12 protein-coding genes, 1 tRNA gene and 1 pseudogene are annotated in these 18,790 nt (G+C 66.4%); 6 read left to right on the top strand and 8 right to left on the bottom strand.

Translation table 11 applies throughout. The annotated features are described in order from the left end of the window. Positions 1–104 precede the first annotated feature (104 nt). A pseudogene (locus ACTPOE_RS08050) lies at positions 105–215 on the bottom strand (LysR family transcriptional regulator); the annotation flags it as partial. Further along, a complete protein-coding gene (locus ACTPOE_RS08045) occupies positions 188–1,567 on the bottom strand; it encodes an MFS transporter (RefSeq protein WP_458871694.1) in 1,380 nt (459 codons plus the stop codon). The pseudogene ACTPOE_RS08050 and the gene ACTPOE_RS08045, both read right to left, overlap by 28 nt. 181 nt (positions 1,568–1,748) lie before the next feature. Here ACTPOE_RS08045 and ACTPOE_RS08040 point away from each other — a divergent pair, with 181 nt between their 5' ends. Beyond that, positions 1,749–2,513 carry an ArsR/SmtB family transcription factor gene (locus tag ACTPOE_RS08040; RefSeq protein ID WP_458871693.1) on the top strand — a complete coding sequence of 255 codons (765 nt, stop codon included), beginning with the start codon at positions 1,749–1,751 and terminating at the stop codon, positions 2,511–2,513. Positions 2,514–2,570: 57 nt separating this feature from the next. Then, positions 2,571–3,050, top strand: coding sequence for a carboxymuconolactone decarboxylase family protein (locus tag ACTPOE_RS08035; RefSeq protein WP_458871691.1), 480 nt, complete (start codon positions 2,571–2,573; stop codon positions 3,048–3,050). Between the two features lie 13 nt (positions 3,051–3,063). Here the strand turns inward: ACTPOE_RS08035 and ACTPOE_RS08030 are convergent, their stop codons facing one another. The 5 genes from ACTPOE_RS08030 to ACTPOE_RS08010 all read right to left on the bottom strand — a co-directional run bounded on the left by ACTPOE_RS08030 (position 3,064) and on the right by ACTPOE_RS08010 (position 6,895). Next, positions 3,064–4,272 (bottom strand): trans-sulfuration enzyme family protein, encoded by a 1,209-nt coding sequence (locus ACTPOE_RS08030; RefSeq protein ID WP_458871689.1) that lies wholly within the window; start codon positions 4,270–4,272, stop codon positions 3,064–3,066. A gap of 84 nt (positions 4,273–4,356) precedes the next feature. Beyond that, positions 4,357–5,811, bottom strand: coding sequence for a phospholipase D-like domain-containing protein (locus tag ACTPOE_RS08025; protein ID WP_458871688.1), 1,455 nt, complete (start codon positions 5,809–5,811; stop codon positions 4,357–4,359). Continuing rightward, entirely contained in the window at positions 5,808–6,101 is a 294-nt protein-coding gene (locus ACTPOE_RS08020) for a hypothetical protein (RefSeq protein ID WP_458871686.1), read from the bottom strand. Before ACTPOE_RS08020 ends, ACTPOE_RS08025 begins: the two co-directional genes overlap by 4 nt. Positions 6,102–6,141: 40 nt before the next feature. After that, a complete protein-coding gene (locus ACTPOE_RS08015; protein ID WP_458871684.1) occupies positions 6,142–6,570 on the bottom strand; it encodes a multidrug/biocide efflux PACE transporter in 429 nt (142 codons plus the stop codon). Between the two features lie 249 nt (positions 6,571–6,819). Continuing rightward, a tRNA-His gene (locus ACTPOE_RS08010) sits at positions 6,820–6,895 on the bottom strand. Positions 6,896–7,010: 115 nt separating this feature from the next. On the opposite strand from ACTPOE_RS08010, the gene ACTPOE_RS08005 reads away from it, so the two are divergent. The 4 genes from ACTPOE_RS08005 (at position 7,011) to bamC (ending at position 10,523) form a co-directional block, all read left to right on the top strand. Beyond that, entirely contained in the window at positions 7,011–7,637 is a 627-nt protein-coding gene (locus ACTPOE_RS08005) for an L-threonylcarbamoyladenylate synthase (RefSeq protein WP_458871683.1), read from the top strand. Positions 7,638–7,757: 120 nt separating this feature from the next. Continuing rightward, positions 7,758–8,411 carry a site-2 protease family protein gene (locus ACTPOE_RS08000; RefSeq protein WP_458871682.1) on the top strand — a complete coding sequence of 218 codons (654 nt, stop codon included), beginning with the start codon at positions 7,758–7,760 and terminating at the stop codon, positions 8,409–8,411. A gap of 82 nt (positions 8,412–8,493) precedes the next feature. After that, positions 8,494–9,396, top strand: a complete 903-nt coding sequence (gene dapA, locus ACTPOE_RS07995; protein WP_458871680.1) for a 4-hydroxy-tetrahydrodipicolinate synthase — start codon at positions 8,494–8,496, stop codon at positions 9,394–9,396. An 11-nt stretch (positions 9,397–9,407) separates the two neighbouring features. After that, on the top strand, positions 9,408–10,523 hold the full coding sequence (gene bamC, locus ACTPOE_RS07990; RefSeq protein ID WP_458871679.1) for an outer membrane protein assembly factor BamC: 1,116 nt from the start codon (positions 9,408–9,410) through the stop codon (positions 10,521–10,523). Between the two features lie 148 nt (positions 10,524–10,671). Here bamC and ACTPOE_RS07985 read toward each other — a convergent pair whose 3' ends face one another. Then, positions 10,672–18,735, bottom strand: coding sequence for an autotransporter-associated beta strand repeat-containing protein (locus ACTPOE_RS07985; protein ID WP_458871678.1), 8,064 nt, complete (start codon positions 18,733–18,735; stop codon positions 10,672–10,674). Between the last annotated feature and the right edge of the window lie 55 nt (positions 18,736–18,790).

Here is an 18,790-nt window from a genome sequence, read left to right as displayed (position 1 = left end):
CGCACCCCGACGGCCGTGATCCGGCCGCCGGGGTGTTTCCGTGTTTTCACGATGACCTCGATATCGAGTCTGGCCGGACTGCGCCGACAACCGCGAGCCAATGTTTTTTCTTCCAATGCTTCGATGGTTCGCGGCAGTGGCGACTGATCGATATGCAGCCGTTCCGCGGCCCGGGTGAAGTGGAGCTTTACGACGAGGGTCGCATCGCGGTCCATGCAATGACCGCGCAGGCGGCTTGGATGGCTCCACCAAGCAGCATTGCCGCTCGCAAACCGTCCTCGCCGCCGCGCGTCACTGCAAAAACGGCACCTAAAATGGCGACTCCGGTCGTAGCCCCCGCCATGCGGGCCACATTGATCAGCGCACTGGCGGTCCCGGACCTTTCCGGCGCAACCGCGCCAATGGCCGCGCCCATCAACGGTCCGGTGGCGAAACCCATGCCAAGCCCGGCCAGAATCAAACCGATCTCGGCGGGAGCGATGGAAGCGCGGCGGGCGCCGACGCCAATCAGCAAAAGGCCCGTGCCTATGATGAGGACGCCGCCGGCAGCCAAGGAGCGCACGCCGTATCGACCTGTCAGCGCCCCCGAGAATGGCGAGACGGCAACGAACACCAGGGCCATCGGCATCAAGGCGAGTCCGGCTTCCGCCGCGTCGAACCGGCCTGAGCCTTGCCACGTCAGCGGCAATAGGAACAGCGCGCCATACATCCCGAAAGTCATCCCCGCCGTGGCCATTGCCGCTCCGCAAAATACGCGGGACTTGAACAGGTCCAAGGGCACCAGGGCAGCCGCTCCCTTGCCTCTCTCCACTCGAATGAATCCGACGAGCGCGACAAGCGCAATAGTGAAAGAGATGGCCGCCGTGGCCGGTGATTCGTGGAATTGGATGGCGGAGAACGCCAGGCCGCCCAGGGATATGGTTCCGAGGATCTGGGCGGGACCGTCGAAATGCCGTCCTTGCGGATCGGAAGATTCCGAGATGGATGGCATGGCCAATACAAGCGCGGCCACGCTGATCGGGATCACGACGAGAAAGATGCTCCGCCATCCGAAATGACCAATGAGCAAGCCTCCCAGGGTCGGACCTATGGCCATGGCCAGACCGTTGCATGCCGCCCAGACGCCCAGCGCCCGGCCGCGTTCAGTCGGATGGGTCCAGGCCACGCGGATGATTGCCAGCGATGCCGGGATGAGGAACGCCGCTCCAAGTCCCGCCAGCACTCTCCCACCGATCAGGACCGATGCAAATGGAGCCGCTGCGCACAGAAAGGAGGCGGCGGTAAAAATGCCTGCGCCGATCATGAAAATACAACGCCGGCCGTAGAGATCGGCAAGCAGGCCGCCTGTCAGCAGCAGTACGGCGTATGCTAGGTTGTAGCTGTCAATGATCCATTGCAATGTGCCGACTCCAACGCCGAGGTCATCGCCGATGGGGCGCATTGCGAGATTGATGACGGCGGTGTCGATCTGAGCGACGAGTACAGCCAGGCAAAGCGTCGTCAGAGTGAGCCATGAGCGTCGAGGCGTCATGCCTGCGCCGGTGGAGGTTGAGCGAGGTTCGGTCATCGTCTTTTCCGTGCAATCCCGACCGCATGCCGCTCCGGGCCAAAGCTCCGCTGGCGCCCGGAGCGGCATGCGATCTGTTCGAGCCATCAGTCTATCGACAGCCAGTTCCTGATGATTCGATGCGTATCGAATCGTCAGGAACTACAATGCACTGATGTCCGGCACTCGTCGGGGAGCAAAAATGTCCAACTTTTCCGGTGTCTCGGTCGCGGCGTTCCTGATTGCCGACCATTCCCGTGCCGCCATGCTCATGACGTTGATGGATGGGCGCGCGCTGCCGGCCGGCGAGCTTGCCCGCGCGTCGGGGGTGACCGCTCAGACCGCCAGTTCTCATCTCGCCAAACTTCTCGAAGGAGGCTTGATTTCGGTGGAGACGGAAGGGCGGCATCGTTATTACCGGCTTGCCAATCGTCACGTCGCGGAGACCCTCGAACATCTGGCCGCCATTCGGCCCGAGACCGCGACGCGGCCGAAAGCGCGTAGCCCGCAACTCCGGCGGCTTTGCTGGTGCAGGACCTGCTATGACCACTTGGCCGGACAGGTCGGCGTGGCATTGGCGCATGCTTTGCAAGACCGCGATTACATCCGGGCTTCGACCGACAAACAGTTCATCGTGACGGCGTCCGGGGCCGAGTGGTTCGGCAGCATCGGCGTGGATATGAGGTCCGTCAGGCCGACCCGCCGGGGCATTGCACGCCAATGTCTGGACTGGACGGAGCGCATGCACCATCTCGCGGGCCCCTTGGGCGTCCGGCTCCTGGCGGTTCTGTGCGAGAACGGATGGCTTCGACGTTCCGCCGGATCGCGAGCCGTGGCGGTGACGCCGAAAGGCTGGAGTGAATTCAAGCGGACTTTAGGCTTGACCGAAGAGACTCTGATGCGAACCGGCACTCGTCGTTGCGACGCGAGCGCATCCTCGTCGGCGGAGGCACGCAATCAGGACTGAAACGGTGCACAATGGAAGGCACTTTTCCTTGCGCTTTCTTCCTGGACTCTGCTCATCATGACTCAACGCCTGAATTACTTCCAGGCTTCGCCAGAAGCCGCCCGTAAATACAGCGAATTCAGCCAGTTGCTGCACGCCAATCCCTTTTTGGCGGGAATCGGCCACCTGGTCACCCTGCGGGCCTCTCAGATCAACGGCTGCGCCTTTTGCGTGGACATGCACGTCAAGGAGGCCAAGATCGCCGGCGAGCGCGAGCTGCGCCTGCATCACGTCGCGGTGTGGCGCGAGTCGCCCCTGTTCACGGACAAGGAAAAGGCCATCCTGGAATGGACCGAGGCCCTGACGCGGCTGGCGCCCGAGGGCGTGTCCGACGAACTGTTCCAGCGCGTGCGCGCGCAGCTGTCCGAAAAGGAGCTGGCCGACCTGAGCTTCCTGGTCGTGGGCATCAACGGCTGGAACCGTCTGGGGGTGGCCTTCCGGTCGGTGCCCGGCTCGTCCGACGCCTTGTTCGGACTGGACAAGGCCGGGCTGAACTAGGCGGTGCGGGGGTTCATCCCCGCGCCGCTTTGTCCAGCGCCTGGGCCAGGTCGGCCTTCAGGTCGTCGACGTGCTCCACACCCACCGACATGCGGACGAAGTTCGGCTCGATGCCGGCGATCCGCATGTCGTCCTCGGTCATGGAACTGGCCCACATGGACGCGGTGTGCACCGCCAGCGTCTCGACCCCGCCCAGGCTGACCGCCTGGGTGGCCAGCCTCAGCGCGGTCACGAAGCGCTGGGTGGCGGCATAGCCACCCTTGATCGAATAGGCCACCACGGCGCCGAAGCCGCGCATCTGGCGGGCCGCCAGGGCGTGCTGCGGGTGGCTTTCCAGGCCGGGGTAGAAGACCCGCTCGACTTCCGGACGGGTCTCCAGCCATTGCGCCAGCGCCAGGGCGTTGGCGTTGATGCGCTCCATGCGCAGCGACAGCGTGCGCAGACCGCGCAGCAGCAGCCAGGCGTCCATGGGCGAGAGCACCGCGCCCAGGGTGACGTGCATCTTCCAGATGGTCTCGGCCAGCGCGTCGCTGCAGCAGATGGCGCCCGCCATCAGGTCGTGGTGGCCACCCAGGTACTTGGTGGCGCTGTGCACCACGATGTCGATGCCCAGGTCGTGCGGGCGCTGGTTCAGCGGCGAGGCGAAGGTATTGTCGGCCACGGTCAGGATGCCGCGCGCCCGGGCGATCCCGGCCACCGCCGCCAGGTCCGTGATGGACAGGCTGGGATTCACCGGTGTTTCCACCATGATCAGCTTCGTGTCCGGACGCAGCGCGGCGCGCAGGCTGTCCAGGTCCGTCTGATCGAAGAAGCTGACCCGCACGCCGTAGCGGGTGAGGACTTCCGAGAACAGTTTGGAAGTGCTCATGTAGTGGCGCTGTTGGGCCACGACGTGGTCGCCGGCCTTCAGCAGCGCCAGGATGGTGGTGCAGATGGCGCCCATGCCCGATCCCGTCAGCAGGGCGCTTTCGGTGCCTTCCAGGCCGGCGAGGATGGCCTCGACGCGCTTGTTCACCGGGTTGCCGTGGCGCGTGTAGAAGGTCGCGGGCCGCACGGTGGTGGCCATTGCCGAGAACTGCTCGGCGGTCTCGGCGCGGAAGGTGGCGCTGTAGTGGATCGGCGAGACCACGTCGGCCCCGTGGCCGCAGGCGGCGTCTCCATGCAGCACCAGGGTCTGTTCGTGCCAGGACGCGTCGGGGGAATCGGGCCGGGAGGGGGTCATGGAGCGGGCTCCTGCGCAAGAATGGGGACAGGCGCCATCATACGCCCGGGGCGTCCCCGCGCGGTGCGCGGTGGTCCGGGGTCTTCAGAGATACGGGCTGGCCAGCCAGATGATCCGGTTGCGCAGCCGTTTCAGGTAGGGCAGAGCGTTCAGGGATTCCAGGGTCACGCGCTCGGACTGCTCGATGGCCGCGTCGATGCGCCGTCCGAGCCGGCGGGCCAGGTCGCGGTCGTAGATTTCCATGTCCAGCTCGAAGTTCAGCCGCAGGCTGCGGGGATCCAGGTTCGACGAGCCCACGTAGGACCAGGCGTCGTCGATGGTGAGCAGCTTGGAATGGTCGAAATTCCCGCGGCAGCGCCAGACGCGGCAGCCGCCTTCCAGGACCTGGCCCAACTGGGCGGTCATGGCGTAGTTCACCAGGCGCAGGTTATTGCGTCCGGGGATCACGATGTCCACCTGGATGCCGCGTCGCGCCGCCGTGTTCAGCGCGGCTATCAGGATCTGGTCGGGCAGGAAGTAGGGCGACTGGATGCGCACGTGGCGCCGGGCCACGGCCAGGGCGCCCAGCAGCACGCGGTGCGTGGCCGCCATGAAGCGGTCGGGGCTTGTCCGGATGCAGCGCGCCGGAACTCGGGGCGCCGGGGACAGAGGAGTGATCCGGACCCAGTCCTCGGTGCGCAGGCGCTCGCTGGTGGCGAATTCCCAGTCGTTGGCGAAGACGGCGAACAGCTGGGTCGCCAGCGGGCCTTCGATGCGGAAATGCGTGTCGTGATCCGCCCGCCGCCCCGCCAGGGACGCCATGAAGCTCTCGCGGATGTTCATGCCGCCCATGAAGCCCAGGTGGCCGTCGACGAACAGAATCTTGCGGTGGCTGCGCAGGTTGGCGTAGGCCGAGCGCAGGCCCAGCGGGTTGGTCATGAAGCGGTCGGCGCGGATGCCGTTGCGCTCCAGCAGGCGCAGGATGGGAGGGTGGGAATAGCGCGCGCCGATGGCGTCGATCAGGACGCGGATCTCGACGCCGCGTTCCCGGGCGCGCCGCAGGGCTTCGACGAATCGCAGGCCGATGCGGTCGTGGTCGAAGATGTAGCTTTGCAGCGCGACGCAGTGGTGCGCCTCGTCGATGGCCTGCAGCATGGCAGGGTAGGCCTGGTCGCCGCTGTCGAGCAGGGTGATGTGGTTGCCGTCCTGCAGCGGAAACCGGCTGACCTGGTCGCACAGGACCCGCAGCGAGGAGAATTGCGGGCCGGACACCGGGCCGACGTCGCCAAAGGCGGGGTGCGCGCTGTTGACGTAGTCCTTGATCAGGCGGCTGCGCTGGGTGGACATCTGATCGTGGCGGATGCGGTTGATGCCCGCGATCAGATAAAGGAACGCGCCCACGAATGGCGACATCAGGATGACGCCGACCCAGGCGATCGCCGCGCGCACGTCGTCCTTCTGCATGGCCGCCTGGGCCGCGACGACCAGGCTGAAGGCGAGCGACAGCAGGGCGGCCAGGTGCGGCCAGTATTCGCGCAGGAAGTCGGAGAGGACGTTCATGGGAGGGACGGGGCGCCGGAGCCGGCCGGCGGCGGGACGCCCGGCGTATCCGCCGCGCCCGGCCGGCGGCGCAGGGATTCGAGCCAGTCCTGGTTGGGCCGGCCGGTGGCGGCGTATTGCTGGTTGCGGGAATTCGAGCGCCAGACGCCGCCGCCGATGCCGGGCACGGGTTCGGCGCGGTACCAGTACCAGCGCCCGTCCGCGTCCTGCGCGGACCAGTCCCAGCCCTCGGGGGCCAGGGACCAGTCGGGAGGCTGGGGCGCGGGAGGCGTGTCGGGAGGCGTGTCCATGTTGCGTTCCGGGGGTTGGCCCGGACGCGGTGCCGGGCCGTCAGTCGGCTGTAATCAGATTCTGCCGAATCTTGTCATACCCCAGATTGAAAAGAAAGCCGTAGGGCAGGTAGAACAGCACGAAGCCGATGTCCAGCAGCAGGGCGTGCCAGATGGAGATGTCCAGCCACCAGGCGACGAAGGGAATGGCGATCACGATCAGGCCTCCCTCGAAGCCGAAGGCGTGCGCCACCCGGACGCCATAGGTGCGGTCGAAGCCGATGCGCGTCTGCAGGCGGTCGAACAGCCAGTTGTAGAGCATGTTCCAGAGCACCGCGATCGTGGCGACGACGGCGGTGAGCACACCCATGTCGAAGATGCCGTGCCCGGTGATCCAGGCGGCCAGGGGGGCGGAGACGCCGATGGCGAGGATTTCGAACGCCAGCGCGTGGAAGACACGTTCGGACAACGGGCGGTCGTGGATCTGCATGAGGAAAACGGTTCGCTGCGGCGGTGTCGTCACCGCGTGAATGCGATCGGACGGGGCCGTCCCCGCCGCCCGGGAAACCGGGAATGGAAGATAAACACCCCCAAGCCGCGCCTTCGGTTTGCGTCCACCTCGCAGCTTGCAAGCTGCCCGGATTCGTCAGGCGCGAAATAGTCCGAAGGGACTTTTTCGTGTCCTGGCTCATCCTCCCGAGGGGGCGCTTTTTACCTTGGGGCGGCCCGGCGGTAAAAGTGGGGTGACCGATGGGGCTCGAACCCACGACAACCGGAATCACAATCCGGGACTCTACCAACTGAGCTACGGTCACCACTCAAAGAACAGAAATTCTAGCATGACTGGAATCCTTTTGCAGACGGCGTTCCGGCCCTTGATCGCCACTGCGTTTTAGGTCATGTTATCGGCTACGGATAAGGAGCCCCCTCATGGCACAGATCTTCGTCGTCCATCCCGAAAACCCGCAATCCAGGCTGCTCCAGCAGGCCGGCGACCTGCTGGCCCAGGGAGGGCTGGTGGCCGTCCCCACGGATTCCAGCTATGCCGTCGTGGCGCGCCTGGACGACAAGGACGCCGCCGAACGCCTGCGCCGGCTGCGCGGGCTGGACGAACGCCACCATCTGACACTGCTGTGTCGCGATCTGGCGGAAATCAGCCATTTCGCCAAGGTAGACAACCCGCAGTACCGGCTGCTGAAGCTGGCCACACCGGGCCCCTGGACCTTCATTCTCGAAGCCACCAAGGAAGTCCCCCGGCGCGTTTCGCATCCCTCGCGCAAGACCATCGGCATCCGCGTGCCCGACCATCGGGTGGCGCTTGCCCTGATCGACGCGGCCGGTTCGCCGCTGTTGTCGACCACCCTGATTCCCCAGGACGAAACCCTGCCCTTGAACAACGCCCAGGAAATCGTCGGCCGCTACCAGCACGACCTGGCCGCCATCGTCGACGGAGGATCCTGCCCTTTCGAGCCCACCACCGTCATCGATCTGACGGAAGAAGCGCCCAGGGTCGTGCGGGTGGGGCGCGGCGATCCGGCCGCGCTGGGGCTGTCGTGACCGGTTGCACGGCGCAAGTGAACCACTGAAATACCGCGTGACTTATTTCAGAGATCCCCGAGCGGTTATGCTTACGGAGTCTGCCGGCCGCCGGCCGGCGCTTCGTTCGCCAGAGTTCCCGTGGACAATCTGATCCAGACCATCGCGGTCTACGCCCTGCCGGTCCTGTTCGCCGTCACGCTGCACGAGGCCGCGCACGGCTACGTGGCGCGCCATTTCGGCGATCCCACGGCCGAGCAGGCCGGCCGCATCAGCCTCAATCCCTTGCGGCACATCGACCCGATGGGCACCATCGTCGTGCCGCTGGTGCTGCTGTTCGCCACCAAGCTCATGGGGGGTGGACTGCTGTTCGGCTGGGCCAAGCCCGTGCCGGTCGACTGGAGCCGCCTGCGTCGGCCCAAGCGCGACATGCTGTGGGTGGCGCTGGCGGGGCCTGCCTCCAACCTGCTGATGGCCATCGGCTGGGTGCTGCTCCTGCGCGCCCTGCTGATGCTGGGCCTGATCGATGGCCCGCGGGACTTCTGGGCGCTGATGGTCAACGCCGGGGTCCAGGTCAACCTGATCCTGATGGCGCTGAACCTGCTGCCGCTGCCGCCGCTGGACGGGGGGCGGATCGTCTTCAGCCTGCTGCCCCCGCGCCTGGCCTGGCGCTATGGCCGCATCGAGCCCTACGGGCTGGTGATCCTGATCGTGCTGATGATGCTCGGCTGGCTCTGGCCCCTGATGTTGCCGCTCCTGAAGCTGGGGCAATGGGTCGTCGGCGGATTTTTGTAGATCGGCGGTCCGAATCCGGTAAACTTGGCTTTTTGTTTCGCCCGGGGACTTTTCCGGGCGTCTTGCGGAGGCATTCCTCATCATGGCCGGCTCGGATTCATCGACCCCAGTCTTTCAGGGCAGCATGGTTGCCCTGGTCACGCCCATGCATCCCGACGGGCAACTGGACCTGGAGGCCTTCCGGAAACTGATCGACTGGCATGTCGAGCAGGGCACCGACGCCCTGGTGGTGGTCGGCACGTCCGGCGAATCCCCCACGGTCACCGTCCAGGAACAGGCCGAACTCATCGAGCTGGCGGTGCGCCACGCCGACGGGCGCATCCCCGTGATCGCCGGCACCGGCGGCAATTCCACGGCCGAGGCCATCGAACTGCAGCGCCACGCCTATGCCGCCGGCGCGGCCGCCGGCCTGACCGTCGTGCCCTACTACAACAAGCCCACCCAGGAAGGCCTCTACCAGCACTTCCGCGCCATCGCCGAATCCGGCGACCTGCCCAGCATCCTGTATAACGTGCCGGGCCGTACTGTGGCGGACCTGTCCAACGAGACCCTCCTGCGCCTGGCCCAGGTGCCCGGCATCATCGGCGTCAAGGACGCCACCGGCAACATCGCCCGGGGCGCCCAACTGATCGCGGCGGCGCCGGAAGGCTTCCAGATCTTCAGCGGCGACGATCCCACCGCCGCGGCGCTGATCCTGCTGGGCGGCCGGGGCAACATCTCCGTCACCGCCAACGTCGCGCCGCGCCTGATGCACGAACTGTGCGCCGCCGCGCTGCGGGGCGATGTGCCCGAGACCCGCCGCCTGAACGATCGGCTGGCGACCCTGAACCGCGTGCTGTTCCTGGAAGCCAACCCTATCCCTGTCAAGTGGGCCGTGGCCGAAATGGGCCTGACCCAGCTGGGCTGCCGCCTGCCGCTGACACCCTTGTCCGATTCGTTACGCACCGTTGTGCGCCAAGCCCTGATTGAGGCAGGTTCCCTGTGATGATTAAACGCATGCCGCTCGCCCGGACCAGCCTGGTGCTGGCGGGTCTGCTGTCCTTGTCCGCCTGCTCGACCATCGGTCAGCTGACCGGCCAGACCGAATCCGTCGAATACAAGAGCACCGTCACGGGTGATCCGCTCTCGATTCCACCCGATCTGACCCAGGCCAACAAGAACACGCACTACGTGGCGCCCGAGGGTGTCGCCCGCCTGAGCGACTATCAGGCCAGCCAGGGCACGCAGAGCACGAACCCGGCCGACCGCGTGCTGCCCAAGGCGCCGGGCATCGAGGTCATGCGCGATGGCACGCTGCGCTGGCTGGTCGTCAGCGAAGCGGCCGAGAATCTGTACCCGAAGATCATCGAATTCTGGGGCGAGCAGGGCTTTACCATCCATTCCCAGAACGCGCAGGCCGGCCTGATCGAGACCGACTGGGCGGAAAATCGCGCCAAGATCCCCGAAGGCTGGCTGCGCAGCGCCCTGGGCAGTGTGCTGGACCAGGTCTTCGACAGCGGCGAGCGCGACCGCTTCACTACGCGCCTGGAGCGTGTGAACGGCAAGACCGAGGTCTACATCAGCCACCAGCACATGGAAGAAACCCCCACGGGCGACGGTACCGCGTTCAAGTGGGTCTTCGGCAAGGAAGACCCGGGCCTGAACGCCGCCATGCTGGCCCGCCTGATGGTCTACCTGGGCGCCGATCAGCAGCAGGCCGCGCAGAAGGTCAAGGCCGCCGAGACCGGCGCCGGCGCGGTCGTCGCCGCGCAACTCTCCCAGGACCAGGATTCCCTGACTTTGAGCGAACCCTTCGACCGGGCCTGGCGCCATGTGGGCGTGGCCATCGATTCGGCCCGCTTCACGGTCGAGGATCGCAATCGCGAGCAGGGCGACTACTACATCCGCTACCTGGACACCGACACGGGCGAGAAGATCGAGCAGCAGACCGCCTTCGGCCGCCTGTTCGGCACTCGCAACACCGCTGAACCCCAGAAGTTGCGTATCCACCTGGCCCAGCAGGGCGGTGGCACCCAGGTCAGCGTGCGCGACGAGACCGGCCAGCCCAAGACCGACGCCACGGCGCAGCGCATCCTGTCGGTGCTGGCGAAGAACCTGAAGGAAACGCAGTAACGTCAGTCAGGGTCGAGCCTTTGGGACGAGGGCCCGGTTTCCACCAGAGCCCTCAGGGAGAAGAGCCCCGCCGGTGCGATCGGAGGGGCTCTTCCGTTTGATGCGCCTGGAGCATGCGGAATGATGCTGGACAGGGGGCGCGACTCGCTCAAAACCTGACGTTGAGACTGGCCTTGATGGCATGATCGGCGACGCCGGAGCCGAATTGCCCGCCATAGGAGAGGCTCAGCGTGGTATTGGACTTCGCGACATAGTCCAGGCCGGCCTCGATCAGCGCCGCGTTGCGCGCGATGGGTGTGCCGCCGATCAGGAAGGCATCGCCGCCGCCGGCGAATCGCTGCGTCGAATGCGGTTCGACATCGCCGAAGGCGTGACGCCAGCCGAGCAGGCCCTTGACGGTGAGCTCGGCGCCGCCGAGCGTGATGCCCGTGGCGGCGCGCACGCCGAGCGTGGCGAAGGAGACATTCGATTTTTTCTGGCCGATGATCAATGCCGCCGCGTCTCCTTGTTCGGTGTAGCGGTCGGAGCGCAGGCGCGTGTGGGCCAGGTTGATGAAGGGCTCGATGCGCGAGCCGCCCACCGCCATGTCGTAGCCCAGTTCGCCGAACGCCTGCCAGGCTTCGGCCTGGTAGGCGCCCGAGAGGTGGTCGGTCAAGCCGGGAAAGGACGCATCGCGTCGGGTTTTCACATAGTGCCGGGTGTAGGCCGCGCCCGTGCGCAGGGCGAGCCCGCCCCAGGCGGCGCCGCCGTAGACGCCCAGGTGGTAGTTGTGGCTCGAGCCCGACGAGGCACGCTCCGCGGCCTTCGCATTCGAGTCGCTGTAGCCGGCCATCACGCCCACGCGTCCGCGGCCGAGCGGCCAGTCGACGCCGGCGATCAGGCCGTCGCTGTCGCGCTCCAGGCGCGCGGCGTTGCCGTTGCCGTGTGTCGCCCCCCATGAGCCAAAGCCTTGCGTCCAGAAGGCCGGGCCGGCGGGGTTGGCGGCCACGGGCGGCAGGAGGCCCGGGACGTCGCCCTGGGCGGCCAGCAGCACGCCGCCGGAGGCCGAGCCGGGCGCCGCTTGCGCGGCGCGCAGGCGATGATTGGCCGCATCGCGGATGAAATGGCTGTCCTCGAGCAGCGCCGTGCGCATCGACGCATGGATTTCACCCGACAGCCGATCGAAGGCGGCGCGCGCCTGATCGGCCGACAGATTCAGTACCGCGTCGAATATCGGGCCCGTTCCGAGGCTTTCCACGCCCCCGCCGGTGGCGATCTGGTTCCGGGTGAGGCCGACGCTGGCGAAGGAGGCGTCGTTGCGGGTCATCGTCAGCAGGACCTGATTGGCGCCGTAGCCGAGCGAGGGGTCGAGGAAGGCGAGGTTGGAGGTTGCGCCGGAGAACGTTCCGTTGAGCCCGCCCGCGGCGCTCAGGATGGTGTATTGAGTGTGCGCTGCATAGTGGCCCGCGCCGGCCAGGACGCGCACCGAGGCGCCGTGGTCGATGGTGGCCGTGCCGGTGGCGATGATCCGGTCGCTGTTTCCGGCGGCATCCACTTCCACTTCGTAGACCGAGCCTGGCTCGAAGGCGAAGTCGCCGGCCACGTGCAGCGTGCCGATCGAATTGCCGGGCGCGATGGTGCCGTGGACGATGGTGTCGCCCACGGTGCCGCTGCCCTGCAGGCGGCCCGCCGCCTGGACGAGCAGCGTGCCGCCGAGCTGGCTGTTGACCGTCAGGATGCCGTGCCCGACTTCGGTGATGCCGGTGTAGGCGGTGTTGTTGCCCGTCAGGGACAGGGTGCCCGTGCCATTCTGGACGATTATGCCGGCGCCCGAGATGTCGCCGCCGAAGATCACGGCGTCGCTGCGGTTGAAGGCGAGGGTGCCGTTGTTCGTCACATTGCCGGTGATCTTGCCGGCCGTGCCGCCATTGCCGATTTGCAGCGTGCCGTCGCTGATCGTCGTGCCGCCGGTGTAGGTGTTGGCGCCAGTCAGGGTCAGGGTGCCCGCGCCGTATTTGATGACATCGCCGGAGCCGGCGATGTCGCCGTTGAAGACCACGGCATCGCTGCGGTCGAAAGCGAGGGTGCCGTTGTTCGTCACGTTGCCAGCGATCGAGCCGGCGGTGCCGCCGTTGCCGATTTGCAGCGTGCCGTCGCTGATCGTCGTGCCGCCGGTGTAGGTGTTGGTGCCGGTCAGGGTCAGGGTGCCCGCGCCGTTCTGAGTGACGGTGCCGATGCCGGAGATCACATTGCCGAAGGTCACAGCATCGCTGCGGTTGAAGGCGAGGGTGCCGTTGTTCGTCACGTTGCCAGCGATCGAGCCGGCGGTGCCGCCATTGCCGATTTGCAGCGTGCCGTCGCTGATCGTCGTGCCGCCGGTGTAGGTGTTGGTGCCGGTCAGGGTCAGAGTGTCCGCGCCGTATTTGATGACATCGCCGGAGCCGGCGATGTCGCCGTTGAAGACCGCGGCATCGCTGCGGTTGAAGGCGAGGGTGCCGTTGTTCGTCACGTTGCCAGCGATCGAGCCGGAGGCGCCGCCATTGCCGATTTGCAGCGTGCCGTCGTTGATCGTCGTGCCGCCGGCGTAGGTGTTGGTGCCGGTCAGGGTCAGAGTGCCCGTGCCGTTCTGGGCGACGGTGCCGGAGCCCGAGATTACGCCACCAAAGTTCGTGGCGTCGCCGCGGTCGAAAGCGAGGGTGCCGTTGTTCGTCACGTTGCCGGTGATCGAGCCGGAGGAGCCGCCATTGCCGATTTGCAGCGTGCCGTCGTTGATCGTCGTGCCGCCGGCGTAGGTGTTGGTACCGGTCAGGGTCAGGGTGCCCGCGCCCGCCTTGGTGAGCGAGCCGTCGCCGACGATCTCGCCGCCGAATGTGGTCGTGTTGCTGTGGTTGAAGGCGAGGGCGCCGCTTGCGTCGGCGAAGGTGACTTTGCTGGTGTCGAGGCTGGCTGCGCCGCCGTTGCCGATTTGCAGTGTGCCGGCGTTGATCGTCGTCTCGCCGGTGTAGGTGTTGGCGCCGGTCAGGGTCAGGGTGTCCGCGCCGTATTTGATGACATCGCCGGAGCCGGCGATGTCGCCGTTGAAGACCGCGGCATCGCCGCGGTTGAAGGCGAGGGTGCCGTTGTTCGTCACGTTGCCGGTGATCGAGCCGGAGGTGCCGCCGTTGCCGATTTGCAGCGTGCCGTCGCTGATCGTCGTGCCGCCGGCGTAGGTGTTGGTACCGGTCAGGGTCAGGGTGCCCGTGCCGTTCTGGGCGACGGTGCCGGTACCGGAGATCACATTGCCAAAGGTGACGGTATCGCTGCGGTTGAAGGCAAGGATGCCGTTGTTCGTCACGTTGCCAGCGATCGAGCCGGAGGCGCCGCCATTGCCGATTTGCAGCGTGCCGTCGTTGATCGTCGTGCCGCCGGCGTAGGTGTTGGTACCGGTCAGGGTCAGGGTGCCCGCGCCCGCCTTGGTGAGCGAGCCGTCGCCGACGATCTCGCCGCCGAATGTGGTCGTGTTGCTGTGGTTGAAGGCGAGGGCGCCGCTTGCGTCGGCGAAGGTGACTTTGCTGGTGTCGAGGCTGGCTGCGCCGCCGTTGCCGATTTGCAGTGTGCCGGCGTTGATCGTCGTCTCGCCGGTGTAGGTGTTGGCGCCGGTCAGGGTCAGGGTGTCCGCGCCGTATTTGATGACATCGCCGGAGCCGGCGATGTCGCCGTTGAAGACCACGGCATCGCCGCGGTTGAAGGCGAGGATGCCGTTGTTCGTCACGTTGCCGGTGATCGAGCCGGAGGTGCCGCCATTGCCGATTTGCAGCGTGCCGTCGCTGATCGTCGTGCCGCCGGCGTAGGTGTTGGTACCGGTCAGGGTCAGGGTGCCCGCGCCCGCCTTGGTGAGCGAGCCTTCGCCGACGATCTCGCCGCCGAATGTGGTCGTGTTGCTGTGGTTGAAGGCGAGGGCGCCGCTTGCGTCGGCGAAGGTGATTTTGCTGGTGTCGAGGCTGGCTGCGCCGCCGTTGCCGATTTGCAGTGTGCCGGCGTTGATCGTCGTCTCGCCGGTGTAGGTGTTGGCGCCGGTCAGGGTCAGGGTGTCCGCGCCGTATTTGATGACATCGCCGGAGCCGGCGATGTCGCCGTTGAAGACCGCGGCATCGCCGCGGTTGAAGGCGAGGGTGCCGTTGTTCGTCACGTTGCCGGTGATCGAGCCGGAGGTGCCGCCGTTGCCGATTTGCAGCGTGCCGTCGCTGATCGTCGTGCCGCCGGCGTAGGTGTTGGTACCGGTCAGGGTCAGGGTGCCCGTGCCGTTCTGGGCGACGGTGCCGGTACCGGAGATCACATTGCCAAAGGTGACGGTATCGCTGCGGTTGAAGGCAAGGATGCCGTTGTTCGTCACGTTGCCAGCGATCGAGCCGGAGGCGCCGCCATTGCCGATTTGCAGCGTGCCGTCGTTGATCGTCGTGCCGCCGGCGTAGGTGTTGGTACCGGTCAGGGTCAGGGTGCCCGCGCCCGCCTTGGTGAGCGAGCCTTCGCCGACGATCTCGCCGCCGAATGTGGTCGTGTTGCTGTGGTTGAAGGCGAGGGCGCCGCTTGCGTCGGCGAAGGTGACTTTGCTGGTGTCGAGGCTGGCTGCGCCGCCGTTGCCGATTTGCAGTGTGCCGTCGCTGATCGTCGTCTCGCCGGTGTAGGTGTTGGCGCCGGTCAGGGTCAGGGTGTCCGCGCCGTATTTGATGACATCGCCGGAGCCGGCGATGTCGCCGTTGAAGACCACGGCATCGCTGCGGTCGAAAGCGAGGGTGCCGTTGTTCGTCACATTGCCGGTGATCTTGCCGGCCGTGCCGCCGTTGCCGATTTGCAGCGTGCCGTCGCTGATCGTCGTGCCGCCGGCGTAGGTGTTGGTGCCGGTCAGGGTCAGAGTGCCCGCGCCGTTCTGGGCGACGGTGCCGGTACCGGAGATCACATTGCCAAAGGTGACGGTATCGCTGCGGTTGAAGGCAAGGATGCTGTCGTTCGTCACGTTGCCGGTGATCGAGCCGGAGGAGCCGCCATTGCCGATTTGCAGCGTGCCGTCGCTGATCGTCGTGCCGCCGGCGTAGGTGTTGGCGCCGGTCAGGGTCAGAGTGCCCGCGCCGTTCTGGGCGACGGTGCCGGTGCCGGAGATCACATTGCCGAAGGTCACAGCATCGCTGCGGTTGAAGGCAAGGATGCTGTCGTTCGTCACGTTGCCGGTGATCGAGCCGGAGGCGCCGCCATTGCCGATTTGCAGCGTGCCGTCGCTGATCGTCGTGCCGCCGGCGTAGGTGTTGGTACCGGTCAGGGTCAGGGTGCCCGCGCCCGCCTTGGTGAGCGAGCCGTCGCCGACGATCTCGCCGCCGAATGTGGTCGTGTTGCTGTGGTTGAAGGCGAGGGCGCCGCTTGCGTCGGCGAAGGTGATTTTGCTGGTGTCGAGGCTGGCTGCGCCGCCGTTGCCGATTTGCAGTGTGCCGGCGTTGATCGTCGTCTCGCCGGTGTAGGTGTTGGCGCCGGTCAGGGTCAGGGTGTCCGCGCCGTATTTGATGACATCGCCGGAGCCGGCGATGTCGCCGTTGAAGACCGCGGCATCGCCGCGGTCGAAAGCGAGGGTGCCGTTGTTCGTCACGTTGCCGGTGATCGAGCCGGAGGTGCCGCCGTTGCCGATTTGCAGCGTGCCGTCGCTGATCGTCGTGCCGCCGGTGTAGGTGTTGGTGCCGGTCAGGGTCAGAGTGCCCGCGCCGTTCTGGGCGACGGTGCCGGTACCGGAGATCACATTGCCAAAGGTGACGGTATCGCTGCGGTTGAAGGCAAGGATGCTGTCGTTCGTCACGTTGCCGGTGATCGAGCCGGAGGCGCCGCCATTGCCGATTTGCAGCGTGCCGTCGCTGATCGTCGTGCCGCCGGCGTAGGTGTTGGTACCGGTCAGGGTCAGGGTGCCCGCGCCCGCCTTGGTGAGCGAGCCGTCGCCGACGATCTCGCCGCCGAATGTGGTCGTGTTGCTGTGGTTGAAGGCGAGGGCGCCGCTTGCGTCGGCGAAGGTGATTTTGCTGGTGTCGAGGCTGGCTGCGCCGCCGTTGCCGATTTGCAGTGTGCCGGCGTTGATCGTCGTCTCGCCGGTGTAGGTGTTGGCGCCGGTCAGGGTCAGGGTGTCCGCGCCGTATTTGATGACATCGCCGGAGCCGGCGATGTCGCCGTTGAAGACCGCGGCATCGCCGCGGTTGAAGGCGAGGGTGCCGTTGTTCGTCACGTTGCCAGCGATCGAGCCGGAGGCGCCGCCATTGCCGATTTGCAGCGTGCCGTCGCTGATCGTCGTGCCGCCGGTGTAGGTGTTGGTGCCGGTCAGGGTCAGGGTGCCCGCGCCGTTCTGGGCGACGGTGCCGGAGCCCGAGATTACGCCACCAAAGCTCGTGGCGTCGCCGCGGTTGAAGGCAAGGATGCTGTCGTTCGTCACGTTGCCGGTGATCGAGCCGGAGGAGCCGCCATTGCCGATTTGCAGCGTGCCGTCGCTGATCGTCGTGCCACCGGCGTAGGTGTTGGTACCGGTCAGGGTCAGGGTGCCCGTGCCGTTCTGGGCGACGGTGCCGGAGCCCGAGATTACGCCACCAAAGCTCGTGGCGTCGCCGCGGTCGAAAGCGAGGGTGCCGTTGTTCGTCACGTTGCCAGCGATCGAGCCGGAGGTGCCGCCGTTGCCGATTTGCAGCGTGCCGTCGCTGATCGTCGTGCCGCCGGCGTAGGTGTTGGTACCGGTCAGGGTCAGGGTGCCCGTGCCGTTCTGGGCGACGGTGCCGGTACCGGAGATCACATTGCCAAAGGTGACGGTATCGCTGCGGTTGAAGGCAAGGATGCTGTCGTTCGTCACGTTGCCAGCGATCGAGCCGGAGGAGCCGCCGTTGCCGATTTGCAGTGTGCCGGCATTGATCGTCGTGTCGAAGAATTCATTGTTGGCGGTCAGTGTCAGGATCCCCTCGCCGCTTTTGGTGATGCCGTTGCAGAGGGAACAACCGATCTTGGTGGTGAGGGTGAAGTCCTCCGGCTGGTCAAAGGTCAGACTGGTGTCGTTGGAGAGAACGATGCTGCCGCTCAGTTGAGCGCCGTTTTTTAGCGTGAGCACATTTGCTCCGCTTAAGAAGTCCAGCGCGCGGCCATTATTGCCAACCACGTTGCCGCCGGTGCCGATTGTTATCGTGAGATTACCGCCTTGGATACCGCCGCCGGCGTTGATGAAGCCGCCGCTGCCGGCGGCGCCGCCGCTGATTACGCCGTTATTGATGATCTCGGTGTCATAGGCTGTGATACCGTAGCCGCCGATGTCATACGTGGCGCCAGTGCCGCCGTCGCCGCCCCGGATTGTGCCGTTATTGGTGATAGTGAGGTCGTGGCCGGAGATGCCGGCGCTGCCAACGCCGAACTTGCTGCCGATGCCTCCGGCGCCGCCCTGGATTGTGCCGTTATTGGTGATCGTGGAGCGGTCGCCTGAGATGCCATAGCCGCCGAAGCCTCCGTCGCCACTTTTGCCGCCGTCGCCGCCGTCGCCACCTTTGCCGCCCTGGATTGTGCCGTTATTGGTGAGCGTTTGGTTGAAGACTATGCTGCCGTTGCCTCCGTTGCCTCCGTTGCCTCCGTTGGCGTCAGGGCCGCCGTTTCCGCCGTTTCCGCCGTTTCCGCCGGAAACGCTGTCGCCATTGTCGACGGCGATGCTGTCATCAGTGATTTGCGTGCCGCCACCGCCACCGCCACCGCCACCACCGCCACCGACGGCACTAGAGCCCCCGTCACTACCTTTGGCGCCGGCGCCGCCGCCGGCGCCGCCGCCCCCACCGCCCCCACCGCCGGTGACACCGGTGCCTCCGGTGCCTCCCATATTCCATCCGCCGCTGCCGCCGCTGCCGCCGTTGCGGGAGTTCAGATCGCTTTTGCCGCCGGTGCCGCCCACGCCTCCGCTGCCGAGTATGTTGCCGGTGATTCCGTTGCCCCCCCCCCCCCCTCCTCCCCCGCCCCCGCCGCCGCTGCCGTCAGCGCTATTGCCGTCGCCACCATGGCCACCCTCTCCACCGGTAATCGTGTCGGCAAACGCGGGCGTGGCGGCGAGGAGCATCATGGACAGCGTCGTCGCGGCCAGCGCGGCCGTAGCCTGACGCGGGCCAAGCGGTCGGCCTGGCGTCCTCGACTCGTCATCCTGGATACAAGAAAGAGCCTTCTTGAGGAGAACTCCGGATCCTGTGGGGTGACGTTTCTTGAGGCGCATATCGGTTCCTGGACATCCATGTGCTCCGAGTAGTGACTGGATTCAAGGCCGAGGT

This window comes from Castellaniella sp. WN, assembly GCF_054457555.1.
The sequence above is the reverse complement of the archived record's forward strand: the minus strand, read 5'-3'. Positions and strand labels throughout refer to the sequence as shown.